This window comes from Sphaerisporangium sp. B11E5 (assembly GCF_039871875.1).
GTDB lineage: Bacteria > Actinomycetota > Actinomycetes > Streptosporangiales > Streptosporangiaceae > Sphaerisporangium.
This window is the reverse complement of record NZ_JBDPMD010000016.1, coordinates 22,054-48,292: the sequence shown is the minus strand read 5'-3', so window position 1 is coordinate 48,292 and position 26,239 is coordinate 22,054. Positions and strand designations below refer to the sequence as shown.

The 26,239-nt window shown below is 64.9% G+C and carries 20 protein-coding genes; 11 read left to right on the top strand and 9 right to left on the bottom strand.

All coding sequences use genetic code 11. From position 1 onward, the window contains the following. Positions 1-78 precede the first annotated feature (78 nt). From ABGB17_RS17215 to ABGB17_RS17195, 5 genes are all read left to right on the top strand, one after another. A complete protein-coding gene (locus ABGB17_RS17215; RefSeq protein WP_347630569.1) occupies positions 79-507 on the top strand; it encodes a hypothetical protein in 429 nt (142 codons plus the stop codon). Between the two features lie 118 nt (positions 508-625). After that, entirely contained in the window at positions 626-1,684 is a 1,059-nt protein-coding gene (locus tag ABGB17_RS17210; protein WP_347630567.1) for a DUF4192 domain-containing protein, read from the top strand. Next, positions 1,681-3,207 carry an ATP-binding protein gene (locus ABGB17_RS17205; RefSeq protein WP_347630565.1) on the top strand — a complete coding sequence of 509 codons (1,527 nt, stop codon included), beginning with the start codon at positions 1,681-1,683 and terminating at the stop codon, positions 3,205-3,207. The genes ABGB17_RS17210 and ABGB17_RS17205 overlap by 4 nt, the downstream gene beginning before the upstream one ends. A gap of 81 nt (positions 3,208-3,288) precedes the next feature. Next, positions 3,289-4,317, top strand: a complete 1,029-nt coding sequence (locus tag ABGB17_RS17200) for a DUF932 domain-containing protein (RefSeq protein ID WP_347630563.1) — start codon at positions 3,289-3,291, stop codon at positions 4,315-4,317. A 59-nt stretch (positions 4,318-4,376) separates the two neighbouring features. After that, positions 4,377-4,964: a hypothetical protein gene (locus ABGB17_RS17195; RefSeq protein WP_347630561.1), complete on the top strand. Its 588-nt coding sequence runs from the start codon at positions 4,377-4,379 to the stop codon at positions 4,962-4,964. 126 nt (positions 4,965-5,090) lie between these two features. On the opposite strand, the gene ABGB17_RS17190 is transcribed toward ABGB17_RS17195, so the two are convergent. Next, a complete protein-coding gene (locus ABGB17_RS17190; RefSeq protein WP_347630559.1) occupies positions 5,091-5,960 on the bottom strand; it encodes a helix-turn-helix domain-containing protein in 870 nt (289 codons plus the stop codon). 259 nt (positions 5,961-6,219) lie between these two features. Between ABGB17_RS17190 and ABGB17_RS17185 the strand changes: the two genes are divergently transcribed. After that, the gene (locus ABGB17_RS17185) at positions 6,220-6,696 is read left to right on the top strand and encodes a DUF2690 domain-containing protein (protein WP_347630557.1); all 477 of its coding nucleotides are present in this window, start codon (positions 6,220-6,222) and stop codon (positions 6,694-6,696) included. Between the two features lie 123 nt (positions 6,697-6,819). On the opposite strand, the gene ABGB17_RS17180 is transcribed toward ABGB17_RS17185, so the two are convergent. The 8 genes from ABGB17_RS17180 to ABGB17_RS17145 form a co-directional block, all read right to left on the bottom strand. Beyond that, on the bottom strand, positions 6,820-8,133 hold the full coding sequence (locus ABGB17_RS17180; RefSeq protein WP_347630556.1) for an NlpC/P60 family protein: 1,314 nt from the start codon (positions 8,131-8,133) through the stop codon (positions 6,820-6,822). After that, entirely contained in the window at positions 8,130-9,035 is a 906-nt protein-coding gene (locus tag ABGB17_RS17175) for a replication-relaxation family protein (RefSeq protein ID WP_347630554.1), read from the bottom strand. Before ABGB17_RS17175 ends, ABGB17_RS17180 begins: the two co-directional genes overlap by 4 nt. A gap of 12 nt (positions 9,036-9,047) precedes the next feature. Beyond that, positions 9,048-9,560 carry a type IV secretory system conjugative DNA transfer family protein gene (locus ABGB17_RS17170; RefSeq protein WP_347630692.1) on the bottom strand — a complete coding sequence of 171 codons (513 nt, stop codon included), beginning with the start codon at positions 9,558-9,560 and terminating at the stop codon, positions 9,048-9,050. Between the two features lie 683 nt (positions 9,561-10,243). Beyond that, complete coding sequence (locus ABGB17_RS17165; RefSeq protein WP_347630552.1) at positions 10,244-11,419, bottom strand: hypothetical protein; 1,176 nt, start codon at positions 11,417-11,419, stop codon at positions 10,244-10,246. Beyond that, positions 11,416-13,173, bottom strand: a complete 1,758-nt coding sequence (locus ABGB17_RS17160) for a conjugal transfer protein TraC (protein WP_347630550.1) — start codon at positions 13,171-13,173, stop codon at positions 11,416-11,418. The genes ABGB17_RS17165 and ABGB17_RS17160 overlap by 4 nt, the downstream gene beginning before the upstream one ends. Next, positions 13,170-14,108, bottom strand: a complete 939-nt coding sequence (locus ABGB17_RS17155) for a PrgI family protein (RefSeq protein WP_347630548.1) — start codon at positions 14,106-14,108, stop codon at positions 13,170-13,172. The genes ABGB17_RS17160 and ABGB17_RS17155 overlap by 4 nt, the downstream gene beginning before the upstream one ends. Continuing rightward, positions 14,105-15,676, bottom strand: a complete 1,572-nt coding sequence (locus tag ABGB17_RS17150; protein ID WP_347630546.1) for a hypothetical protein — start codon at positions 15,674-15,676, stop codon at positions 14,105-14,107. Before ABGB17_RS17150 ends, ABGB17_RS17155 begins: the two co-directional genes overlap by 4 nt. A 6-nt stretch (positions 15,677-15,682) precedes the next feature. Continuing rightward, positions 15,683-16,834 carry a pilin gene (locus tag ABGB17_RS17145; RefSeq protein WP_347630544.1) on the bottom strand — a complete coding sequence of 384 codons (1,152 nt, stop codon included), beginning with the start codon at positions 16,832-16,834 and terminating at the stop codon, positions 15,683-15,685. 421 nt (positions 16,835-17,255) lie between these two features. Here ABGB17_RS17145 and ABGB17_RS17140 point away from each other — a divergent pair, with 421 nt between their 5' ends. From ABGB17_RS17140 to brxC, 5 genes are all read left to right on the top strand, one after another. Continuing rightward, positions 17,256-17,567, top strand: coding sequence for an XF1762 family protein (locus ABGB17_RS17140; protein WP_347630542.1), 312 nt, complete (start codon positions 17,256-17,258; stop codon positions 17,565-17,567). After that, on the top strand, positions 17,564-18,589 hold the full coding sequence (locus ABGB17_RS17135; protein ID WP_347630540.1) for a site-specific DNA-methyltransferase: 1,026 nt from the start codon (positions 17,564-17,566) through the stop codon (positions 18,587-18,589). The genes ABGB17_RS17140 and ABGB17_RS17135 overlap by 4 nt, the downstream gene beginning before the upstream one ends. 215 nt (positions 18,590-18,804) lie before the next feature. Further along, positions 18,805-20,715 carry a recombinase family protein gene (locus tag ABGB17_RS17130; protein WP_347630538.1) on the top strand — a complete coding sequence of 637 codons (1,911 nt, stop codon included), beginning with the start codon at positions 18,805-18,807 and terminating at the stop codon, positions 20,713-20,715. 1,364 nt (positions 20,716-22,079) lie between these two features. Continuing rightward, a complete protein-coding gene (locus tag ABGB17_RS17125) occupies positions 22,080-22,640 on the top strand; it encodes a hypothetical protein (RefSeq protein ID WP_347630536.1) in 561 nt (186 codons plus the stop codon). Then, a complete protein-coding gene (brxC, locus tag ABGB17_RS17120) occupies positions 22,637-26,104 on the top strand; it encodes a BREX system P-loop protein BrxC (protein WP_347630534.1) in 3,468 nt (1,155 codons plus the stop codon). Before ABGB17_RS17125 ends, brxC begins: the two co-directional genes overlap by 4 nt. Positions 26,105-26,239: the final 135 nt, after the last annotated feature.

Here is a 26,239-nt window from a genome sequence, read left to right as displayed (position 1 = left end):
CCGCTTCATCACCCAAGATCGTCGCCCGAGTACCGCGCCTACTCGGGCGGCTTACGCATTCCGGAAAGGAGGATGCTCATGACCGCTCGCGAATACGTGGCGCTCCCCCCAGGGTGGATGATCTCGTCCCGTTTGCTGGCGCTGTGGCCGATAGACGATGACCACAGCTTGGAGCTGGGGCCATGTGGTCGCACACCAGAGGGCCGACTCCGGTGGTACTACCGGCTGGCTCGGAAGAACGACACCGTTTTCGCCGGTACTGATATCGCCAGTGGAGTCGGGGGCACTCTCACCACGAACGAGCTGGTCAACGCCGCCCGAGCTGTTCTGTCATTGCTCACGCTCCGGCCCGGTGACACCGACCGGGAGTACTTCTACGCCTACACCGAGGACCAGCGGAACTGGTGCGACGCGCACGCCGAATCGCTGTCCATCTACGCGATGGAGGACGTGTGCGGCTACTGCGGTGGCGTAGATCATCCTTCGCCCGGCTGTGTGAACCGGTGATCTAAGTGGATCAAGGTCCTTCGGACCTTCGCCACCCCACGCGCTGACACCCCTGGCGCTACTCAGTGCCTGTCGCCCTCGGCTCCGCCGAGGGCTTTCGCATTTCTGGAGGTGTTTCATGAGCGACTTCGTGCGGGTATCTCGCCCATCCGAGTTGGTTGCGATGGTGCCCTATCTCCTGGGCTTCCACCCCAGCCTCAGCATGGTCCTGATCATGCTCAAGCCGGAAGCGACCAGCGTCCTCGCTACGATCCGCTTCGATCTGCCGGACGACACCTGCCGGTGGAGGGTCCAGGAACTGACGGATCTGATCACGCGTAACGCGGTCACTCATGTCGTGCTGGTCGGGTACGGTCCCGGTGCACGCGTGACCCCGTCGATGGATGCCGTCCTGACGGTGCTTTCGGAGCAGGGAACCGAAGTGGTGGACGCGCTTCGGGTGGAAGAGGGCCGGTACTGGTCGTACCTGTGCCCCGATCCGGGGTGCTGCCCCCCGGAAGGGGCGCCGGTCGACACGTGCGAGAGGGTCACGGCTGCGGCCGTCGTGGCTGGGTTGGTCGCCCTCCCGGATCGTACGGCCGTAGCGGCGAGACTCGCCCCGGTCGAGGGTGAGAAGCGCGAGGCGATGCGGGACGCGACGCTGGCCGCCCACGAGAAGGCGACATCGCTGCTGGCTTCCACGACGTCGATCGGCGCGTACTGGTACGCCGAGGGGCGTGCCCGGATCAAAGAGGCTCTCGAACTGGCGGACCGAGAGGAGGATCTCTCCGACGAGCAGGCCGCGTGGCTCGGCATCCTGCTGACGATCATCGTGGTTCGCGACTCGGTGCTGACCTTCACGGACTTCTCTGATCAGACGCATCTGCGCTTGTGGTGCGAGGTCGCCCGCCGGGTGGAGCAGGCATACGTTCCCGCACCGGCCACGCTGGCCGGCCTCATGGCGCTGGCCACCGGTGACGGCACCGTCGCGAGCGTCGCCGTCGAACGTGCGCTGTCGGTCGACCCGTGCTACTCCTTCGCTGTACTTCTCCGTCAGGGGTTGAAGGCCGGCATCCGCCCGGACGTCATCGACCGCCTCAGGACGCCGCCGCTGGCCCAGCACATCGCCGCCGTGGTCACTCAGAACCCTGACGTGATCCGTCCGATCCTGCGCGACATCACGTCCGAAGGGCGGTGACGTCTGTGGGATTCGCCCGCGTCCACACCGCCGTCTTGATCGGCGTGACAGGACATCTCCTCCAGGTCGAGGCGGACGTCACTGACGGGTTGCCCAGACTGCATGAGACCGGCCTGACGGAGCCGGTGACCCCAGAGACACGTGATCGGGTGCGCGCGGCGGTCATCAACAGCGGGCTGGCCTGGCCTGAGTCGCGCACCACGGTGAGCGTCCTTGCGGAGGGCAGACCTCAGCGGAGCACCAGCAGCGACCTCGCCGTGGCGGTCGCGCTCTTGTCCGCGTCCGGCGCGGTGCCCGCATCTCAGCTCTCGCGCTGGGTCTTCCTTGGCGAGCTAGGGCTCGATGGTTCCGTCCGGCCGGTCCGGGGTGTGCTGCCCATGGTCCGCGCAGCCGTCGCCACCGGGCGTGCCCGCGTCGTGGTGCCAGAGGCAAATGCTGAGGAAGCATGTCAGGTGGCCGACACCACGGTGGTACCGGTCCGAGTCCTCTCCCAACTGGCCGCGTTGCTCCGAACGGAGCAACTGGAGGAGCATGCCCGCACCTGCCCTCTACCCGATCAGCGCTCGGCCGGCACCTCTGTGGATCTCGCCGACGTCAGAGGCAATCCAGCGGCCCGCCGAGCCCTGGAGATCGCCGCAGCGGGAGGGCATCACATCTTCCTGCAAGGACCGGCGGGCAGCCCGACCACGATGCTCGCCGAGCGGCTGCCCACGATCCTTCCGCAGCTCGATGAGGAGGCGGCTCACAAGGTCAGGGACGTCTACTCCGCAGCGGGCCTGTACCCTCCTGACGATCCGATGGGCGCCCGCCCGCCGCTGGTGAGCCCGCACCACACCAGCACCTCAGCTGCGATCTTCGGTGCCGCTCGCCCAGGAGCAGTCTCCCTCGCTCACCGTGGTGTGCTGTACCTGGACGACGCCGCCGAGTTTCCGGCCACGATCCTTCATCGCCTGCGGCGCACGCTGGACGCCGGTACGGCGTCCCTACTCTGGAACGGGGAAACCATCCCCTACCCAGCCCGCTTCACCCTCGTTCTCAGCTCACCGCCGTGCCCGTGTGCGACGCAGGGGTGCACCTGCACCCCGCTAGTCGGCCGCCGGTACATATCCCGGCTCGCGGTCTTGCTGGATCGTGTGGAAATCCGTACCAATGTGGTCCGGCCGAGTGAGTTCGAACTGCTGCGCGGCCCGCGAGGCGAGCCCAGCACGACCGTGGCCGAGCGTGTAGCCATGGCACGAGAACGCGCCGCCGTCCGCCTGGCCGACACACCATGGCGGACCAACGCCGAGATCCCGCTACTGGAGATGCAGGCCGCCTACCGCCCCGCAGCCGGTGCGCTGGACCCGCTGGACCACGCCCTGGACACCGGGCTGGTCGGCATCGCCTCCTACACCCGAGTACTACGGGTCGCCTGGACGATCGCCGACCTGCGCGGCGTGGACATCCCTGACCACAACGACGTCCACGAGGCACTAGCCCTCTGGAAGGGCGACCCCCAGGACGTGAACGAACCCACCGCATAGCGCCACAGGTTCGCGACCGTGGCAGCACCGACCAGGGCACCGGAACGAACCGGTGCCCCTTCGCATGTCAGGAGGAGAAACATGTCCAAAGAGACCCTGGCCTGGCTCAACGCGAACACCCTCATCGGCTTCACCAGCAAGCGAGGCACCGCGTGGCACTACCGGGCCAACCTGCAAGGCGACGAACAGAACCACTACGTCGGCCCCATCCCCGTGGAGGACGTCAAGCGCCGCCTCTTCGGATGGACGGCCCTGTCCCGCCCCATCTACGTCGAGGACCCCGTCACCGGCGGCCTGGCCGAGATCCCCGACCGCCAGGCGATCCTGCGCAGCGACACCGGCCACGTCATGGGCATCTTCTCCGACGGCTACCAGCCCCACCCCTACATCGAATGGCTCATCACCACCATCGGCCGCCTCCTCGACGACGACCTGTCCATCGGCTCAGCAGGCCTGCTACGCGACGGCGCCGTCGCCTGGGTCTCCGTCGAAGTACCCGAGAACATCCGCACCCCAGAAGGCGTGGAATTCCGCCCCCACCTGTTCGGCGCGACCTCCTTCGACGGCTCGCTGGCGACCACCTTCAAACGAGCCATCACCAACGTGGTCTGCGACAACACCATGGCCGCCGGCCTGGCCGAGCGAGGACAACAAGTCAAGATCAAACACTCGAAGCACTCCAAGCTCCGCCTCGCCGAAGCCCGCGACGCCCTCAACATCGTCCACCAGGTAGCCGACGACTTCGCCGAGCAAGTCAGACGTCTCTGCCAAACCCCCGTCACCAACCGCCAATGGCAGGCGGTCCTGAACGAACTCGCCCCCCTCCCCGAGGACCGCGGCCGCGCCTGGACACTGGCCGACAACAAGCGCCAGACCCTCACCCAACTCTGGCACCACGACAACCGCGTCGCCCCCTGGTCAGGCACCGGCTGGGGCGTACTCCAGGCCGTGAACACCTACACCCACCAGGGCCAAACCGTCCGCGGCACCTGCCGCGCCGAACGCAACCTCCTCCGCGCCGTCACTGGCGGCATCGAAGACCTCGACCGCGACACCCTCACCCTCTTGGAGAAGGTTCTCGCCAGACCGGTCCTGACCTCCGTCGCATGAGGTGAGAGGCAGGCTGCCGGGCCGGCACTCATCCTGAGCCGGGCATCTGCGATCTGCTGGTGCTGATTTCCTTCGTCTTCAGCGTCCTGAACCCGGATCCCCTGGATTATGGGTTCGACGTCAGGCAGTGGAACTGCGAGGGGAGTGCCTGCGTGAACGACGAGACAGAAGCCCTGCTCCTCGACGTGGTCGGCCGCCTTGAGAAGGCCATCGTCGCCCGCGACTGCCCGGCCATCGTGGTCCTGGACGGTCGGCGCAAACTCGTGCTGAGCGACTACGACTACCTCCGGGACCCCCCGACCGCTGCCGCATTCGAGAGCAGGGCCGCTGTCAAGGCGCACGAGATCAACGCCGCACGCTGGGTGCTCGCGGTACCGCAGGTATGGGTGTTCCAACCGCCCGACACCGTCGCTACGCGAGCGGTTTCCAACCATCCCCTTCGCGAAGGTGAACAAGAGGCCATCACCTGGATGAGCTGCGATCGCAGCGAAGGCGTGGATTACGGGCGGGTGGCCTACGCGCGGCGTCCCAGCGGTGAGCCTGTCTTCGAAGAGCCGGAGGTCTTCACCGTGGGGGTCCGGCCGTACGAGAGCATGCCGGGATTCACAATGCTCCAGGCGTATCTGGCGGATGAGCCGGATACCTAGTGCACTGCACAAACATTCACCGCATGGGCTGATTCACCGCAGTGGTTGTACAACCTTCGGCCCTGCGAGGAAGCGTGCGTGCCGGCAGGTTGGCTCGCTGGGTCGGCGAGCGCCTGCATCAGCGCGCTAGCGGGAGCGAACGCATCGGGTTCTGGTGGGGGGGTAGGTTTGGCCCTCGCGTTCGATGGTCATCTCGGCGTAGACGCAGTCCTGGAAGCTGACGAGTTGGTCCCCGTAGACGCCTTGGCCGGCGTACCTGATTTGGAACCGGGCGGAGGCGGCATCCGCGGGTCGGTGAACGTCTATATGGATCATGAGGGTAGGTGATTGGGGAAGGCCTGCGCTCTGCGTGAACTTTCCCCATATGGTGCCGCAGCGAGGTGAGGCACGTAATTCCAGAAGACCGACCAGATATTGTGGAGGACCGTAAACATCTATGGCGTCTACCGTCTCTGCGTCGACGGCGCAGCCCGTTACCTTTGGGTCGCTTCCATCGGGAACGATGACGGCAGGGCTATCGGCGGTGACATTGGACCTGTGGCGTAGAAGCTCGTAGATCCCGATCACACCGAAAACCAGAAACAGCCCCGCCGTTACCGTGATAAGTGTTCGCCGTCGACGCGACCACGCGTACCGGCTGGGGTTCGCTGGGGCCGGGGGATCAATCGGAGTGACGGATGATGACGGTGGCGACGGATGCACACGGCGTTTGGCGAACACGTCGCCATGCCGTTCAAGCCTGGCCTCTTCCAGCACGCTCACCAATGTGCCGGGCTCAAGCCCGAGAACCTGCTCGTACCCCTTGACCACCTCGTCGGTGGCCATGGAACCGCCACGCTCGTAAGTCAGAAGCGTCGTGTGGGAATGGTAGCCGAGCCGTTTCGCCATCGATCGCAAGGAGAGAGCGCCCGCTTCACGGGCTCGCCGCATCGCGGAGCCGATCCATTGTTCCGGCTGCGTCGCTTCGGGGCGAACGAGTTCATCGTCTGAAGCCATCGCACCACCGATCTCTTGAGACGTTGACGATCCTCAGCCTACGCGGTCGAGCATGTGCATGAATCGACCATGGTCGGGTGGTCGGTCTTTGGTCGGTCTTCCCGCCGACCAGGCACCTCAGGTCTCAGGCTGCGTTGAGGAAGGCATCACGGAAGCGCGACGGAACCGGCTGAGAAAGGAGTGGCACCTGCTCGTATCCGTCCAGGCGCCCCGGTGGTGCTCCGAATCAACCGGCAACGTCTTATGAAGGGCAGTAACGATGCGCAAGCTCCGGCAGATGATCCAAACAGCAATTGGTGCACTGGTCCTTTTCGCAGCAGCTTTCGCCACCTCGGGGCCGGTCATGGCCGCAGGCTGTTCCGGCACCGGCTGCAACGGCAAGGACCCCATCGCGATGGGATGCGCCGATTCGCGGGCTTACGACGTTTATACGCGGGAGATCAACTACGGCGGCACCAATCTGTCCGCGACGATGCGGGTCATACTCCGGTATTCACCGACCTGCGGCACGAACTGGGCAAAGGTTGAGGTCACCAGAAGCAACCCGTCGAACTACTCGTTCCAGATCGCGTTGACGCTGCAAGACAGCGGCTACAACACGGTGTCCGGTACCAGCCACGGCACGGTGGGGCGCAGTGGCTACGGGAACATGTACTACGCGCCCACCACGCCCATGAGGGCCTGTGGAGTGCTTTCCACCTTCGGTGGCGGGTATCAGTGCACGAACGCGGGCTGACCACCTCCCCGCGTGGATGACTCAGGCGCCGGGCCCGGTATCGCCGGGCCCGGTGCCGGCGCGGTTCGGGAAAGAGTCGAATCGGCGTCGATCTTGATAAATCCAGGCGATCGTGATCGCCCTCTAGCGAGTGGGGCGGATGGCTCCGACATAGCCTGGGCGCTGGATTGAGGCTGTGCGTACGACGGTTCCTGTGCGGGGGGCGTGGACCATCTTGGAGTTGGAGATGGCGAGACCGACGTGGTCAGGGCCGGGCATCCGGGGGTTGGTCTCGTAGAAGATGAGGTCGCCAGGCTGGATGATGCTGTAGACGCGGGAGCCGTGGGTCCATTGGTCGTAGGTGACGCGGGGAATGGAGACACCGGCCCTGGCCCAGGCGTACTGGGTGAGCGCGGAGCAGTCGAAGCCCTTGGTTTTCGCTCCTCTGCCTACGCCGAAACTGGGACCAGCGGTGCCACCGCCGCCCCAGGAGTAGGGGACGCCGAGCATTGTCAGCGCGGCTCGGGCCGCGAGACTGCCTCGTAGTGAGCCGCCGGAGATGTTTGCTTCCAGCGGCTTGAACTGCACGGGCTCGTAGAGGCTTGCCTGCAGTTCGCGGCAGAGTCGATCAGCGACGGTGCTGACGAGCTTCTCGGCATGCTCCTGGAACGTTTTGCGGTTGGAGTCATTATCGTCATGCCCCATGCCTTGCAGGGTTTGGGCGATATCGCTGACCACCGTTCTGCGATCGACTCCTAAGGACGCTGCGATTTCGATATGTGAGCGCACTACCGATAGGTCGGCTGGAGTCACTCCGAGGTCCTTGGTCAACGGCCTTGCCTGGAGAGTTGGTGGAGTGGAGGTCCGTCCGTCGGAGGGCCAAAGTGCCGCGACGACGGCAGTGGCCAGCGCCTCGTGACGGGCGTAGGCATCTGGATACGCGGAGTTCTGTACGGCCTGGGCCGCTACGGTCAGCGGTTTGGTCCGCCAGTTTTTGACCTTCACCAGGGCGGAGTAGAACTTGCGGGCCGCGTAGTGGGGGTCCGTGGCCTGGGCTTTGGTACCCCATCCACTAACAGGACGTTGCTGGAACAGACCGAAGGCGGTGCCGTGATCGCCCACCGTTTCGTTGTTCAAGCGGGATTCCTGGAGCGCTGTAGCGATGCCGATGACGGCGGCGCGAGAAGGGAGGTGTAGGGCTATGGCGGTGTTGACGATGATGAGGGCATGGGCCCATTGCTGAGCATCTAGGACGGTAGTCGTCGTAGACATCGCTGTGGAGGCTGTGGACAAGGAACGGCCGGTGTAGGAGCAGACCGCGCGGGTGAGTTCGACTGGGTCGGCTGATGTCGCGGCGACTTGGGCTCCGCCGATCGTTCCGGCGATCAGGGCTATGCCTGAGACGATGCTGGCGCCGGCTATCAGAGCTTTTACTCCTGCGCCGGCCTCGACGATCACTCCTCGTCCTCCGTGGACGGGATGACTCGCTGGGTGCTGCCCTCGCGGGATCCCAGGCCGGGCCAGTACAGGGCGAGTTCGGCCAGGCGTAGGCGGGGGCCCTGGGTATCGGTGGGGAGCCACTTTTCGCCTGCTGGGCCGTCGTTGATGGGTCCTGCGATGGGTGATGGGGTGCCGGTGGCGATGGGGACGAAGATGTGGGCTGGGTGGTGGGTGAGTTTCTTGCGGAGGTTGGCTTCTCGGCGTTCGCCTTGGATCCAGAACAGGACGGGGGTGACGACCTGGGTGGCTTCGGTGAGGATGGCGTAGCCGTCGAGTTTGCGGACTACTCGGTCGAGGGGTTCGCTGCCGGTGTCGTACTCGAGGAAGAAGTCGAGGGTGTGGTCGTCTTCTTGCCAGCGGGCATAGGCGTCGGGACGGGCGGTGTCGCCCCAGAGGGAGGTGCAGCGGTCTTCGGGCCACCAGGTGTGCAGTTGGGCGGTGGGGTGGCGGCGGGCGAAACCGTGGAGGGCGGCGGCGATGTTGTTGGTGCCGACGGTGTGGTGGAGGCGTTGGCTGTAGGCGATGGCCAGGGTGCGGTCGCGGCGGTAGCCGTAGGTGGTGATGTCGACGCCGTCTTCGGAGGCCAGGACGGCGGCGCCGGCGGGGCCGAGGACGTAGTGGTAGGGGGCGGTGCCCATGCCGGGTGGGAGGTTGGGGCGGAAGCGTTCGAGTGCGCCGATGTGGTGGAGGGCGAGCAGGCGTTTGCGGGCGGCGTCGTCGGTGTCGAAGGCGATCTGGGCGATCTGGGGTGCGGTGAGGACGCGTTGGTCTTTGACCATGCGGATGAGTTGCCGGTCGCGGGTGGTGAGGCGGGCGGCGAGCTGTGCGAGCAGGGCGGGGGTGTAGCGGGGTGTGGACATGGTGTTCCTCCTTCAGGGGTGGAGCCGGGGGTCGTCCGGCCGGGGTGTGGGTGTGGTGGTGCGGCCGTATGCTTTGGCCGCGGCGGTTCTGATCCGGTTGGCGATCTCTTGTGATGGGTCGGGCAGGGGGGGGGTGCGCAGGGTGAAGGGTGGGGCTTCGGCTGAGCGGGTCATGAGGCGGGCGGCGGCTTGGAAGGCGCCGAGGTTGGCCAGATCGTGGGCGCGTAGGTAGGGGGCGAAGTGGTGTTCGACCTCGCGGGCGTCTTCGGGGGAGAGGGAGAAGTAGATCTTGTTGCGGGCGTCGGAGGAGATGGCTTGGCGGAGGTCGCGGGGGAGTTGGGCGAGGTGCTGGTGGGCGAGGACGAGGGAGAGGCGGTAGGCGCGGGCTTCGGCGAGCATGTCGCTGAGGGCGTGGGGGAGGGTGAGGAAGTTGTGGGCTTCGTCGACGTAGAGGGCGGCGGGGGCTCGGGAGCGGCCGAGTTTGGCGCGGTGGGAGGCGGCTTGCCAGATCTGTGCCAGGACCATGGAGCCGAGCAGGCGGGCGCTGTCGTCGCCGAGGACGCCTTTGGGGAGGCGGACGAGCAGGATTCCACCGTCTAGGACCTTGCCGAGGTCGAAGGTGGAGCGGGCCGAGCCGAGGACGTCGCGGATGAACGGGCGGAGCAGGAACGCTCTCAGCTTGTTCATGATCGGGCCGGTGACGGTGGCTTTGGCTGATTCGGAGAGGTGCTCGTACCAATGCCAGAAGCCGAGCAGCAGTGGGTCGCGCAGGCCGGCGGTGAGGCGGCGGCGGTACTCGGCGTCGATGAGCAGGGTGGGGACGTCGGCGAGGGTGCCGGAGTGGTGGGCGAGGGTGAGGGTGCAGCCGCGCAGGATGTCGTCGGTGCGTGGGCCCCAGTAGTCGGCGTAGATCTTGTGGAAGATGCCGACCAGGTTGTCCACGCCCATGTCGAGTTCGGCGGCGCCGAGGACGTTGAGGGAGGGGCGGGGGTGGGGGTCGTCGGGGTCGATGAGCACGACCTTGTCGCCGGCTGTTTCGGGCATCAGGCCGAGTAGGTCGCTGATCAGGTCGCCTTTGGCTTCGATGACGACGACGCCGCGGCCGGCGTGGATGTCGGAGAGGATCATCTGGGCCAGCAGGGTGGATTTGCCGGTGCCGTTCGGGCCGAGGATGTGCATGTGGTGGCAGGAGTCCGCGACGCGCAGGGCTACGGGGCGTTCCTGGCCTGAGTCGGAGAAGCCGAGGACTTTGGCGTTCGGCCCACCGTGCGCGATGGCCGGGGAGGGTGGGACGGTGTTGGCGCCTGCGCGTTCGAGGCCTGGGACGGCGACGTCGAGTGGGAGGTGGGCCAGGGCGGCGAGTTCTGGCACCGAGAGCAGGAACCCGCGTCCGAGGCGGCGGCCGGCGAGGTGGGCGGCGGGGAGGAGCAGCCGGTGGCGGTCGAAGCGGTTGTGGCCGGAGTAGAGGGCGCAGGCGGCGGCGATCGCGTGGACGCGTCCTTTGATCGCGTTGCGGCGGGCGGCGCGGGGGTTCTTGTGCGCTGGGTCGGTTCGTCGGCTTGTACGGCGTAGCGGATGGCTACGGCGAAGCGGGGGTGTACCGCCTTGTCTCTGATCGCGCGGGCCTCGGCGGCTTCCTCTAGGACGATCGCCCGGTCGCGGGCGTACTGGCGCAGATGGTGTGGGTGAAGGCGCGATTGCATGGGGCCTGGTGTCACGAAGTCGAGGGCGGCGCGCAAGAGCCATAGCGGGCCGCCGTTGAGGAGCGGGGCGAGGCGGCGGCCGGTCGCGGGGCGGGCGAGGATCTGCACGGCGGCGTGCTGCCAGGTCGGCATTCCTACGACGGCGCCGATCAATGCGCGAACGGGGTCGGTCTGGTGCTCATACCGGATCGGGAGCCGCTCGCTTCGGGCGATGCGCAGTTGCCCGCCGAGGGCGTGGCCGGTGAGAGGAATGGGAGGTGCCGCCAGTTGTACGGTCGTGCGTGCTGATGGCCAGGCGGCTTCGACCGCGTGCTCCACCAGGTGCTGGGGGATGACCCCGGGGACCCAGAGCCGGATGCGGACCCCGGCGGCGCTGAACACGTACTCGAAGCTCAGGTGGGGTTGTCCGAACAGGATCCGTTTCCAGGCCGGTCGCAGGAGCCCGACCAGGTTGCCCCAGAGTGCCTCGGCGCCTGGCATGTCGGCCGCGGGTGGGGCGAGGATTTCGACGCAGCGGGCGTTGCGGGTGTGCCGGCGATGCCGGAGTCGTATGACCGCGACGCGTCCCAGGGTGACGGTGATCTGTGCGGTGATGAGCCAGGTGATCACTTGCTGGGCGTGGGCGACGAACCAGTTGATCAGTTCGTTCGCGATGGCGTCCGGGTCAAGGTTTTCGATCACGGCTCCTCCTCGTCGTAGTCGAAGGCGGCCAGTTCCTGCGGGTCGCTGGTGACCAGCTCGTGTTCGCGCCTGCTGGCGATCACCTGGAGGGGCACGCGCTGGGCTCCGGCTCCCGCTGTGAGCAGGCCGGTGCCGCGTTCGGCGGACAGCAGCAGTTGCCGTTCGCCGTCGGAGAGCTGGAAGGCTTCGGCGATCCGGTCGATCGATTGGGGTGCCTGTTTGAGCAGGATCTGGGTGGTGGAGTTGGCGATCACGGCTTGGCCTGTTTCGGTGGAGAGCAGGTCGGCGGCGTCCTGGGTGACCACGGACAAACCGGCCCAGTGTTTGCGGGCAGCTTTGGCCATGCGCAGCAGAAACTTGGCCCCTTCGGGGTCGCGCATGAGCAGCCATGCCTCGTCGACCACGACCAGTCGGGGGCGCCGGTCGCGAGGGTTGGAGACGCGTTGCCAGACGGCGTCCAGGGTGAGCAGGGTGCCGGCGGCTTTCAATTCGTCGGGTAGGTCGCGCAGGGAGAAGACGATCAGGTGGGAGTCGGGGCGAGTGGTGGTGGGGCCGTCGAAGAGCTGGCGGTGGCTGCCGGTGACGTACGGCGCGAGCCCGGCGGCCAGGTCTTTGGCGTTAGGGTCGGGGTCATTGGTAAGCGCGGTTACCAGATCGCGTATGAGCGGCGGTCGGCGGTGCCAGGTGCGTCGTTCGAAGGTGATGCCGGCCGTGCGGTAGGCGAGCATGATTCCCCGGTCGAGGGCGGCCTTGCCGGCCTTGTCGAGTGTTTCGCCCAGCAGGATCTCGATGAGGGTGTGGACGAACAGGGCGCGGCGGGTGAGCGGGTCGCCGTCTCGTTGGTTTCCTGGTGGCAGGTCGAAGGGGTTGAGCCGGACGCCTGGTGCGCCCAGGTGCAGGTAGGCGCCGCCGACCGCTGCGCACAGGCGGGCGTATTCGTCTTCGGGGTCGATGACGGCGACCTCTACGCCGGTGTAGAGGGAGCGCAGGGCTTCGAGTTTGGCGAGGTAGGACTTGCCGGCGCCGGAGCGGGCGAGGATGACGGAGTTGTGGTTGTCCTGGGCGAATCGGTCCCAGGCGACCAGGGAGGCGCTGGCGGTGTTGGCGCCGTACAGGACGGCGGTGGGGCCGAGCTCCGCGGCCAGGTCTGGGCTGGTGAAGGGGAACGCGGCGGCCAGGGCGGGGGTGTCGAAGGTGCGGCCCATCGTGAGGTTGTCGTAGGCGAACGGCAGGCCGCTGATCCAGCCTGGCAACTGGCGGAAGGTCGTTTGGCGGGCATCCAGCAGCAGAGAGGCGGCCAGGGCGCGGACCTGGGCGCAGGCATCGTCGAGTTCGTCTTCTGTGGTGGCGTGGACGGTGAGGTAGATGGCGGCGCGGAAGAGTTTGGCTTGGCCGCGTGCGATGCGTGCGGCGAGGTCTTGGGCGTCTTCGGCGGCGGCCTCGGCGCTGGGGTCGAGCAGGCGGCCGTGCTGGTGGTCCGAGCGCAGGCCGGACTCCAGCCGGGCGAGTTGCTTGCGTAGCCGGTCGGAGGCGACCAGGGACGGTACGGGCTCGATGTGTGTGGAGACGTCCAGTCGTCCGGGGTAGGCCAGCAGCGGTTCCAGCCAGCCGGGGGCGACCTCGCGTGGGTAGCCGGTGATGGCGAGGGTGGTGCAGATGCCGCTGCCGACGTGCAGGCGGCGGGGCTGGACTTCTATGGCGTCCGGGCCGGGGGCTGGTGATGTGACGCTGGTGCGGCGTACGCGGAGCTTCATCGTCGCCCTCCCCAGGTGACGACCTCGTCGTGGTTGGCGAGCTCGTTGGGAGGCAGCGGCGGGGCGGTGGGGTCGAAGCAGGAGTTCAGCAGGGCGGTGACGGCGGTGGTGTCCAGCAGTCGGACGGTGAGTCCGCAGGCGCCCAGCAGGCGGGCTGCCTCGTCCAGCCGCCGGTAGGCGCGAGCAGCGGCTGATGCCTTGCCGTTGGTGCCGGGTGCCAGCTCGCGGATGACCAGCAGTACCTGGCGGTGGAGCAGTTCGTGGCGGGTGGCCAGGTCGGTGAGGAACGCGGCGTGTTCGTGGGCGGCGGAGGTCAGGGCGGGGTGGGGGAGCTGCTGGGCGGTGTCGTGGAGGGTGGTGATGGTCTGGGTCAGGTCGATGCGTTCGGCGCGGACCAGGATCTGTACGGGGCCGGACAGGGAGTTGAGCCAGCGGGCGAATGTGGCGACCAGTGCGTCTTGTTCGTCTGGCGTGCGTAAGGCGAAGTTGAGGGTGGATACCTGGGCGATCGCGGCGATGCCGTCCGGGCCGAGGTCGATCAGGCCGTCGTCGGACACCCCGCGTGCAGGCAGTCGCAGGAGGGTGGGCGGGCGGGGGGTTCGTGCGCTGATCCATCGAGGTGGGTCAGGGGCGGTCTGAGGGATGGTGGTCAGGTGCTTGGGGGAGCGTTGGTGGCGGAGGGCGGCGAGGAGGTAGCGGTCCAGGCTGATCCCGTCGTGGGTGCCGATGGCCAGGAGGAAGCCGAGCACGGCGACCGGCAGAGCGAGTGCCGCGAACACAACCAGGGGGATTCGGACTCCGAAGGTCACGTAGCCCAGGTAGAGGATCGCTCCGGCCGTGATCAGGATCAGGACCTGCCGGGCGGTCAAGCCCCAGGCGATCTTATCGGCTTGCTCGACGTCCGCGGGGATGCGGATGGCTTCGCTCCAGCTCATTGCCCGTCGCCTCCCTTCCTCCTGCGGGTGCGCCTCGAGGGAGAGTTCTGTGAGGGCGGGGGTGTGTGGCGATGTGAAGGGTTCTCCGGCCAGTCGATCGAGCCGGGGATGGGAGCGTTCAGCGGGACGATGGGCCGAATGGCGGGGCTGGGCACCGGCGGGGGTGAGGTCGTGCCCTGGGCACGTAGCTGTTGCATCTGGTTCAGCCCGGTCGGTCCTGCGGAGTAGAAGCGGTCGCGGGGGTGGCCGTAGACCGGAGTGGCGGGCGGGATGGGGGGCTTGGGCCGGGCCGGGGTGCGGTACTTGCCCTGGACCGGTGGTGCGCTGGGAGCGTGTTTGACGGGTGCGGGTTCCCAGTCCTCGGCGCGGATGGGGCGGCGGGCGGCGACCGGGGCGTGCTTGGCCGGTCCGGTACCGCCACGGGCGGCGGAAGTGGCTGTTGCCGCTGTGGAAATGCCGGTGGCAGCCGCACCGGCAGGGCCCGCGGCAAGGGCTGGCAGGAGCCTGCCGACCGGCGAGGCGGTCAGTGTGCGGCCGTTGCCGCCGGTGCGGTGCCCGGCACTTCTGCGCAGGTGCAGGACGTTGAGCAGCGGGCTGGTGAGTTTGTAGGCCAGGGCGTACTTGACGATGCGGACCACGCCCAGGCCACGTCCGCCGGGCAGGAACATCGCCCGTGACACCCAGCCGGGGATGCGGACCAGGATGATCAGCAGAGTGAGGGCGAGGAGCAGGTTGTAGAGCTGCCCGGTGCCTGCCAGGCCGGTGGTTTCGCGGCCGTCTTGGTTGAAGAAGACGCGTACGGCGGTGACCAGGGTGAGTGACTGGCACAGCTGGATGACCAGCAGCCCGCTGAAGACCCGCCACCACAGCCGTGCCAGGCCGTCGGTGTGCGGCAGTGCGTGGCAGGCCAGGGCGAGTGGGCCGGCGACCACCAGCAGCGTGGTCAGGGCCACCCGTAGTACGAAGGTGATCAGCAGGGCGACCAGCAGCACGACGGCGACCAGGGACAGCAGGATGTAGAAGATCTGCCGGCCGCCGGGCGGCACGATGAGGAAGCGGATGGCGTTGGCCGCGCGACGGGCGTCGAAGCCTCGCCCGAGGATGGCTCCCACCAGGGCGTTGGCGAGTTCGATGGCCTTGCTGGTGATCAGGAAGCTGAAGTTGACCGCCAGGAAGGCCACCACCAGCCGCGGCACGATCTCCTTGACGGCGTAGCGGGTGTGGACGGTCTGATGGCCCATGGCCAGGATGCCGCCGGCGACGACGAAGATGACGAAGCAACTGTTGGCCATGACCGCGGTGGCTTGCCACAGGTCGTGAACCCTGCCGGGGCCGGTGATGCTCGGCGTGGCCAGCAGGGTGGCGGCCAGGGTGTCGAGAAGGGGTTTGATCGCCAGGGCGACCAGGTCGGCGAACCAGGCGTTGATCTGGTTGCCGATCCATCCGCCGATGCCGAAGCCGATGCCGGGGTTGGCCGGGGGCAGGGGTAACGGCGGCAGTTCCGGTTCAGGGGTGGGCGGAGGTGTCGGTGCTGTCCACAGGATGTGGATGATGACGACGAAGGTCATGGCCGTTCACCCGCCGACCACGCGCTTGAGGACGTTGACGAACAGCGGTGCCAGCAGGGCGAGGGCGTAGCCCAGGGCGGCGGCCTTAAACGCGATCTTGGCTTTCTGGATCTCTCCGGGGTCGCCGCCGGCAATGAGGTAGCGGACGCCGCCGATGGTGAACATCAGCGTTGCCAGGGCGGCAAGCAGGCCGATCAGCCAGGTCCGAAGGTTGTTCAAGACCTTGTCGAGTTGGTCGGGGTTGGTCGGTGGGGCGGCAAGCTCGCCGGTCGCGGCGAACACGGTGGTTGCCGCAACGGCAATGAGCGCTGCGGTGAGCACCGCGATGATCAGTACGCGTACCGCGGGTCGTTGCCACAGCGGCAGCGGTGCCGCGGGGGTGGCGGGCGGCCGTGCAGAGCCGGAGGTGGTGCCCGGGCCTCCCTTCGGGTCGCGGTGATCGGGGTTCGCATCTGAGGAGCTCCGCCTCTGCACGGTCGTGGTCACCTCCACCCTTCTAGGGGCGGCGGAGGTGATCGTCGGGGACACTGCGGCGCAGACCTGGCCGGAAAGCACCGCCGCGACCAGGACCGGTTCGCTGCGCTGGCGACGTTTCTTGGCGGCCTCGGTGCTGAGCCCGAGCTCGCCGGCGACCTGGTGCAGTGGCTGGTCCTCTAAGCGGGTACGGCCGACGGACTCCGCCTCGGCGATGCGCCGTGCCCGCCGGCCGGCGCGGCGGGCGGCGTCGCACAGCCGGGGCCGGACGTTGCCGCCATCTAGGTCGAGGGTGCGGATGGCCTCGATGAAGACGGCGAGCACCTCGCTGTCGATGTCGGCTGGATCTCCCGCAGCGTAGCCGGTGGTGATCCGGCCGGCCACGCGGCGCAGGGCAGGGATGGCCATGCCGACGGCAGCCACCAGCCACGGGGCCCCTTCTGCGCGGGCGCGGGTCACCAGCTCGCGCCAGACGATGTCGCGGACGTGGTTGCCGAGCCTGCGATCCATCAGCAGCTCACGCAACTCGGTCAGGAGGACCGGCCGTTGCGGCAGCTCGCCGGCCAAGCCGGTGGCGTCCAGGGCCAGCCCACCGGGCTCGCAGCACAGGAGTCTGAACGCCTGCTCGGCGATGTCCAATGGCGAACGTTGCGCCGGGGTGGCGCGCCGAATTTCGGTACTCATCGAATTCTCCAGAGCCAGAGTTTGCGGGTCTCCTGCTCTGGTGTACGCGCCCGCTATGGCAAATCTCCGGCACCCAAAAATGCCGCCTCCCTATACCGCCGGATGCCGTTTTCTAGCCAGAGTTGCCAATAAACAAACAGACGCTCCGCGGGACCGGCGCCAGTCTTGCTGGGCTCTGGCAGGCAACTGTCTCCGCTGGACAGCAGGGGGTGCCAGAAATCCGCTCCGCTCGTGCGCGACCTCGGCCATAGCGGTCTGCTGCACTCGGAAACGCATCTGAGGCACGCCCGAACCAACCATGAGAAACACAAAAAGTTCACGGCCCGAAGGCGGATGGGATCAAACTCTGGAGTCCGCACGCAAAAGCAATACCGGCATCTGCGAAATAAGCCCCTCCGCCACCTCGTCCAGCGTTCTTTCCGTGGTCCCGATCAAGTTGCACACCGCCCGCGCGTTCATCGCCTGGACCCGCCACGCCCCACCACCGCAACGGGAGGCAACCTTCGCGATCGGCGTCAACGCCGCTGACGGAGTCCTGATCGGCGTCGCAATCGCCGGACGGCCCATGACCCCGGAACTCGATGACGGCCACTCCATCGAACTCATCCAGTTGGCGACCGACGGCACCCCGGACGCCGCCCCAGCCTTGGTCGGCGCGGCCTGGCGCATCACGCTGGTCCTGGGCTACCGCCGCCTCATCGCTCCCACTCGCGGCACGGGGAGCGAACGATGAGGACGCCGTACTGGAGCACCGAGCATGTGCGACTCTACCTAGGCGACGCCTGTGAGGTCCTGGGGGAACTACCCGGCCGGTCGGTCGACTGCCTGGTCACCAGCCCGCCCTACTACGGCCTGCGCGACTACGGCGTCCTCGGCCAGTACGGCCAGGAAGCCACTCCAGATGAGTATGTCGAACGCCTGCGCGCGGTGTTCGCCCAAGCTTGGCGGGTGCTGGCCGACGACGGCACCTGCTGGCTCAACCTGGGCGACTGCTACGCGGCCAACTCCGACGGCTGCGCACGCGGCAAGAACTACCACCAGCGGCAACCCCTGATCCGGCCCCGGACCCGGCTGGTACTGCCACCCAAGAACCTTCTCGGCATGCCTTGGCGGGTGGCATTCGCCCTACAGCACGACGGGTGGATCCTGCGCAACGCCATCGTCTGGCACAAACCCAACGCCATGCCCCAGTCGGTCACCGACCGCCTGTCCACCCGCCACGAACTCATCTTCCTGCTCGTCAAGCAACGCCGCTACTGGTTCGACCTGGACCCCATCCGCCAGCCCTACACCGGCGACCGCACCCTGAGCAGACGCGCCCGCCACGGCGGCAACAAACCCAACACCATCAAGACCCCCTGGCCGCCTGACGGCAAATACACCGACACCACCCATCCGCTGCGCGGCAAACGGCACGGCGCGGCAATGCAGCCCACCGGCCACCGCCACACCACCACCCACCCAAACGGCAGGAACCCCGGCGACGTCTGGACCATCCCCACCCGCCCGCTACGCGCCGCCCACTTCGCCACCTTCCCGATCGACATCCCGCTGCGTGCCATTGCCGCCGGCTGCCGCCCCGGCGGCACCGTCCTCGACCCCTTTGCCGGAGCGGCAACCACCGCCCTTGCCGCCCGGCAACTCGACCGCCCCTTCCTCGGCATCGAGATCAACCCCGACTTCTGCGACCTGGCCCGCACCCGGCTGCTGAGCGCTCTTGCTCAGGTCGGCGAAGGAGGCGCGGAGGGTGACTGAACGGATACAAAGGGCCTGCTCGGGGCCTCTCGAATCGAGTTCACCCGCGTACGCTGACGGGCCCGGACACGCCAGTACGCCTGAACCCTGTGTGGTGGTCGAGATCATCACGATCTCCGGCGAAGAGGGTGTAGAGCTGCGCGCGGCTCAGGCGTATGTGATCCACAAACTACTGCTGTGGCTAAGTGTGGAGCGACCACCGAAGGGAGTCCACGATGGGATGGGAGACCGAGGCGGTCAAAGATCCCTTTGACGGGCTGAAGGTCGCCTGGTGTGGAAGAACCTCAACGGAGGACCTTCAGGACCCTACGCTCTCCCTTCCCAGGCAACTGGACAACAGCCGAGGAGCTCTACCGGCTGGCTCCTTGATAGTCGCCCACTTCTATGACGTCGAGTCCGGCCGCAAGAATCTCGAAGATCGCGGGCATGGCCACGCGCACGAGCAGTTCACCATTCCGATCTCCCGCGACGGTGGTATCCAAGATCTTCTTGCTGAAGCCAAGCAACAGGGGCGCCGATTCGATGCGGTCATCTGCGAATCGATCGACCGCATCTCCCGCCGCACCTTCTACGGCACCAAGATCGAACATGAGCTGGAACAACTGGGCATCCCGCTCTTCGCGGCGGACGAGCCGATCACGCTCAACGGCAAGCGCGCCACCGCGATCCTCACCCGCAGGGTCAAACAAGGTATAGCCGAGTGGTACGCGGTCCAGATGATGGAGGCGTCCTGGGACGGCCTGCGAACCCACACGCAGCAAGGTTGGAACGTCGGCCGCCCACCATACGGCTACGAAGCTGTCCGAGTACCCCACCCGGTCCCTGCCAAGGCAGCCGATGGCAGGACCAAGACCAAGCTTGCCCCTCATCCCATTCGCGGGCCAGTGATCACGCTGATCTTCATGTGGCGGGTCCTGGAACGCCTTGGCTACGGCGACATAGTCGACCGTCTCAACGACGACCACGACCGCTATCCGCCACCCGAGTCGCTTAATCCCAACTTCCGGGGCCGTAACGCATGGTCGCGCTCAGGAGTCCGAGAGATCCTGCACAACCCCAAGTACACCGGCTACATGGTCTGGAACCGTAAGGCGACGACCAGCCGTCGGGGCGCCGGCAGCAGGAGCATGGTGAACCCCCCGAGCGCCTGGGTGTGGTCAGCGGAACAGACACACGAGCCGTTGATCACTCGGGAGATGTACGAAGCCGCCCAGGGCATAGGCAAGACGCGAGGCACTTCTCGCGGCGGCTCGGGAGCCAACAAGCACCCTCAGGCGCGGCGTACCTACCTGTTTCGGTCCTTCGTGTACTGCGCCCCCTGCGAACGCAGGATGTTCGGGAAAACCGAGACCCGCAGAACAGCGCGAGATGCCTACTACGCCTGCCAGCCGGATCTCAACCACCGAGGTCGCAGCGACCGGTTCCCAGGCCATCCCTCGATCATTCGCGTCCGTGAAGACGCTCTGGCAGATGCGGTTCACGACTTGTTCCAGCGCCGTGTCTTCGGACCTGAGCGGCATGCGCTCCTGGCAGCAGACCTGCCCCGCAGCAGTCACCAAGCCGAAGCCGACTGGCAAGCCAAGTGCCAGGCGATGCGCAGAAGTCTGGCGAACCTCACCAGAAAGCAGGACCGACTGATCACTCAGATCGAGGAGTCCGACCCGGCATCAGCGTCTGATGCCGTTTTCTCCCAAAGGCTGCGCTCCCGCTTCGCCGAACTTGAGGCGGAGCGCCGGGGCAAGGCCCAGGTACTGGCCGAGCTAGAGGCCGAGCCCCCAGGTACTGATCACCACTCAGAGCTACTGGACAAGCTCCCAATGCTCCAGACACACCTCGCCATGCTCCCGGAAGACCTTCAACGAGAGCTGTTCACGATCTTCCGGCTAGAGATCCGATATGACCATCAGACCGACACCGCGCTGATCAAGATGACACTCACAGACGACACCGTAGAAGGGATCGCCACCATGACCGAGATGCTGACCACACAATCTGCCCAAGTGGACAGGAACGGCCCTGAACGCCGCGCTTGCGCCGCAGATTTGATGCGTGCCCCCGGCAGGATTCGAACCTGCGGCACCCGCTTTAGGAGAGCGAGGGCGAAGAGGTCTATCCATGTGATCTGACCTGCAGAAACGCTATGGCACTTACGCACGGCTTGCTTGATCGTCCCGTGCATGTCCCCATAGGACGGACTATGGTCTCCACGTCATCTCAGCGTTCTGGTCCTCCCACCGTCCACGGCGGGACTGAACGGCGCCGACGGAGATGGTGCTGCCAAACAAACCGCCAGCAGCCAAGCTCGGCCAAGGGCGGAAGTCGCGCCCACGCATGTGACTATGTCATCAAGCGACCTCAGGATCGCGGGGCCGGCCACCAGAGAACTCGGCCCAGCAAAACACACGGGCACATCTGGAGATATGTCGGGTTTATGTCCATGTGTACGTTTTTCGATGACAGGTCTCACTAAGGGTTATACCGACAAGGTCATCTGTTGTAGCCTACCTCGATCGATTGACACGGCCGGAGCTCGGTGGTGTGAGGATGTTGGACGCTACGGACAGCCGCCTATTGTGGGCTTTCCTTTGGAGGGTCCAAACAACCCCTTCGCAAGAGATGGCAACCGTCGCGGCTAGACCTCCCCGTAGGCGGCGAGGTAGGTTGAGAGAGATTTAATGGGTAGTTGGGTGGGATCGGCGATGGTTGCGGTTGAAGCAGACATACTTCATCCGCCGACGGAGATCGTTACTGGCGACGTCAGTGGTGGGCCGAACACGAGTCATACCATCGTCACCGATGCGCTTAGAGCTCTTCTCGATAACGTTACTGCTGGAGCCAAGCGCGATGAGTACAAGTATGCCGCATTGGAGCGCAATGTCATCGGGAAGCAGACCGAAGCAGCCCGAATCCGGACATTTCGATATCTAAAGGAGTTGTATCTCCTTCGATCGGACTCCGTGTTGTTCCGGGCACTCCGGGACCTATGGCCGAGCGATCCCGCCGCGCAACCTTTGCTGGCCGGGCTATGCGCGCTCGCTCGAGACCCTGTCTTTCGCGCAAGTGGTGGCGTAATCACAGGCTCATCACCCGGTGATGTGCTCACGTCGGCAGATTTGGCTGCCGCGGTGGGCGAACGGTTTCCCTCGAGCTACCGCGCGACTACTCTCGCGAAGATCGGGCGGAATACTTTCTCATCATGGGAACAGACAGGGCACTTGGCCTCTGGGCGCCGAACGTCCAAGGTGCGAACGCGAGTTAACTGCAGGCCGGCGAACGTAGCCTATGCGCTAATGCTCGGTTATCTCCAAGGTCTGCGAGGAGACGCGCTATTTGAATCAGAATGGGCACGTTTTCTGGATCGGCCCAAATCGGTTCTTCTTGACCTCGCCTATGCTGCGTCCCAGCGGGGGATGCTTGAGTTTCGACACGCAGGCGGCGTAGTTGAAGTCAGTTTCCACGAGCTCCTTCGCCCGTTCGAAGGCGAGCTGTCATGAGTTACATTGATGGCCTTGTCGCTGTTTATGGCAGATTTGTGAGCCTGCCGTGGCAGAAGAACCTAGCGGCACAGCAGCGGGTGTGGATGGCGGTGTACCCGCCGGAGTACGAACGCCGACTCCGCTTACATCTGCCGTCATTCAAAGCTGCTACGAATAAGAGCGGCCATCCTTGGGCTTCAATCGACATTACGACAGCATTTGAAAATTGGATGGCCAGTCACGAGTATCGTGACGCCTACTTTGAAGACCCCGAACTGATCGCTCCTGCACTGCCGGCGTTTTTCAAACATCTCACCGATGACCTGCGGAGTCAGCTAGCAAAACATGCCGATCCGAATGGCGTGGTCGGACTTCTGGGGGCTGGAAGCCTGTTCGGTCTTGGGGCGGCGGTAAAAGTTTCCGCGCTACTAAATGAGGTCAGCGATTGTATCTCAGGTCGGCTGCTTGTGTTCTTCCCGGGCGGCCATGAAGGAAATATCTACCGCCTTCTCGACGCACGTGACGGCTGGAACTATCTCGCGATTCCCCTAACACCGAATGGGAACAGTCGATGACGATCACGAACCGTGAGCTCTTCTTTCGCGACCCGACTAAGACGAAGATCCCGAATGATGGCGTTGCTAAAGTTATACGTCCTCAGACTGACCAGCAATGGGAGGTGCTCGTCTGGGAACTGAGCAGCTTCGTCTGTAACGGTCAATATGCGCGCGGTCTGGAGCGCATCCTCGAAAGTTTTCTCGCTAACCTCAGCCAAGCGCAGCAGCCGGCGGTATGGGTTAGCGGCTTCTATGGGAGCGGCAAGTCGCATCTGGCTCGGGTGCTCGAACACCTCTGGTGCAATGCTGAGCTACCTGACGGTCGATGTGTCCGCGACATTGTCAGTCTACCCGACGAAGTCCGTGACCATCTCACTGAACTGTCCACAGCAGGGAAGCGGTTGGGTGGGCTTTGGTCCGCTGCGGGCACGTTGGGCGCAGGAAAAAACGACGCCGTGCGACTAGCCTTTCTTTCAATTATCTTTGAGAGTGCCGGCCTGCCAGAAGAATACGCCTTGGCTCGATTCATCCTCTGGGCGCAAGAGAATGGCTATCTTGAGGCGGTGCGTGCTGCCGTCGAAGCGAACGGACGCTCTCTGGATAAAGAGGTCCACAATCTCTATGTCTCCCCAATCATCGCTAAGTCGCTCCTCGAGCTAGACGCGACACTCGGCAATTCAATTAAGGACGTCAGGGATCTACTAAAAGCACAATTCCCTCCAATGGTCACGGACATCACCGACGAAGAGATGTTCGATGTAATGGATGACGTCTTACGTCTACAGTCAACTAGTGAGGGAAAGCTACCGCTTACTCTTATCGTATTGGATGAGCTGCAACAGTATATCCAGGACGATAGCGAAAAGGCGCTTGCGGTACAAAATCTCGTAGAGGGCTGCTCAGCCCGATTTCAAAGCCAGGTTCTCTTCGTGTCCACTGGCCAGAGCGCGCTCACGGCTACACCCACCCTCCAGAAACTCACCGACCGCTTTGCTGTGCAGGTGTCTCTATCCGATAAGGACGTAGAGACGGTAATTCGCGAGGTAGTACTCCGTAAGCGTCCCGAGCAAGTTCCGATGCTGAAGTCCGCCCTTGAATCAGTGAGTGGTGAGATCGACAAGCATCTTGGTGGAACCCACCTTGCTACCAAGGCGGCGGACAAGCCGGATCTCGTCCCGGATTACCCATTGCTACCGACTCGACGCCGATTCTGGGAGTTGGCGCTTCGTGCGATTGACCGCGCTGGCAAGGCTGGAGTGCTTCGGACTCAGTTGCGCACGGTTCATGAAGCGGCTGCTCGTGTTGCGGATGCGCCGGTCGGACACGTAGTTGGTGCGGACTTTCTCTATGAGGAGCAGGCGCCTGGAATGCTCCAAAGCGGAGTCCTCCTCAAAGAGATCGACGAGCTAATCCGTGGACTTCGCGCCGAGGGCGAGGATGGCGCATTAAAGTCCCGAATCTGCGCCCTAGTCTTCCTCATCTCGCAGATCCCTAGCCGGACGGTGGCTGGGGAAACAGGCCTTAGGGCGACGGCGCCGTTCCTCGCCGATCTCATGGTTGAAGATCTCGTCCACGATGGAGCCAGGCTACGTAAGCGAATCCCTGAGCTCCTTGAAGCCCTTGTAACTGACGGCCGACTCATGCGCATCGATGATGAGTACCGGCTCCAGACCGAAGAAGGCGCGGAGTGGGAGAAGGAGTTCCAGAGCCGGCTTGCAGTGATCCGCGACGACTCCTCTCGCATAAATCAACTGCGCACAGAACGTCTAGCTGCTGCTGTCGACAAGGCCATGGGAGGACTGAAGCTCCCACACGGAGCTAGCAAAACGCCTCGCACGCTAGATATCCACTGGGGCCAGGATGAGCCGGCCGCTCGCGACAATGGGGTACCGGTCTGGATTCGAGATGAATGGTCGGTGGCGTTATCAGCAGTAAAAAGGTCAGCAGCCGAGGCCGGCGATGAAAGCCCTATCGTTTTCGTTCTGCTTCCAAAGTATGAGGCTGAACGGATCAAGGAATCTCTCGCCAGCTACGCCGCGGCGGAGGACACTCTTCGGCGGCCTACCCCGCAGACTGATGAGGGTAAGGCTGCTCAACGCGCCATGAGAACTCGACTCGCCACTGACGAGGAGCGTCTCACCACGCTATTTCGGGAAGCAACAGCCCGCGCTCGAGTCTTCCAGGGTGGTGGTGCCGAGGTCACCGTATCGACTCTTCATGACGCAGTGCAGACTACGGCTACACGTTCATTAGTCCGGCTCTACCCCAAGTTCAGCGTTGGGGATAATGCTTATTGGGGCAAGGTAGTAACGAAGGCCCGAGACGGGGCCCCTGATGCGCTGGAAGCGGTCGGGCATCATGGAGAACTGACGACTCATCCGGTCTGTAAGGAAGTGTTAGCTGCTATCAGCCCGAGCGGCACTAAAGGCGCAGATGTACAAAGACGCTTTGCTGCTCCGCCATATGGCTGGCCCAAAGATGCCGTAAACGGAGCGATCCTTGCCTTGCTAGCTGCTGGCAACATTCGCGCTGTGCAAGACGGCAAAGATCTGGCTGGGCCTAAAGAGCTACCACCCACCCAGATCGGTAAGGTCACGGTTTATAAGGAAGATGAACCACCGTCTACCAGCCAGCGCTTCGCAGTGAGAGGGCTGTTGAGTGCAGCGGGAATTCCTTACGAGCCTGGTCAGGAAGGCGCCCAGCTTTCTGGCCTTATACAGCGGCTTAAGGACCTGGCTGCTCGGGCTGGCGGATTGCCTCCTTTGCCGGAGGCGCCCAACACGACGCATCTCAATGCTCTACTAGCGCTCGGCGGAAACCAGCAATTTCGGGCGATTGCCGACTCCTATGCCCGCTTGAGCAAGGAGCTCGATCTGTGGAGGTCGGCGGATAGAGAGCGAGAGAAACGGGAGGGCGCTTGGCAGAACTTGCAGCGGCTTCTTCGGCATGCCGAAGGGCTCCCAATCGCTGCGACTTTTCTCCCCGCTATCCAGGCTATCCACGATGGTCGTCAGCTCCTGGACGCGCCTGACCCGGTTCCTCCGGTACTCAATCAACTTACGCGTGCGCTGCATGATGTGGTCGTTCAGCGGGTAGAACAACTCGCCTCAGCTCAACGTGATGCTGTCGCCGAGCTAGAGGCTTGGGAAGAGTGGGGCAAGTTGTCCCCGCTGCACCGTGAGGCGATCCTTACTGAGTCCAAGTTGTCGCCTGTGGAGGGGCCAGACCTTTCCACGACTGCCAAGTTGCTAGAGGTGCTCGATGCCATCCCGCTGAGTGCCTGGCAGGATCGCATAAGTCTCGTGCCAGGTCGTCGAGATCAAGCGCGGCTTCGCGCCGCGAAGATGCTAGAGCCGACAAGTATCACGGTGGCCGTTCCATCGGCCACCATTAAGACCACTGAGGATTTGGAGCGGTATCTCGATGACCTAAGAAATCGCGTGCATGCCCACCTGGACGCTGGCAAGACCGTGATCCTTTGAGGAATGATTATGCGAGCTCTCCACCCGACTTCCCGTAAGCAACTTGAGACAGCAGTACTCGTGGCTCGCCGCGCCGCCGAGAGTGCGGTTCGTGCTGCTATCGATAGTCTTGGGGTGTTCGCAGAGAAACGTCCG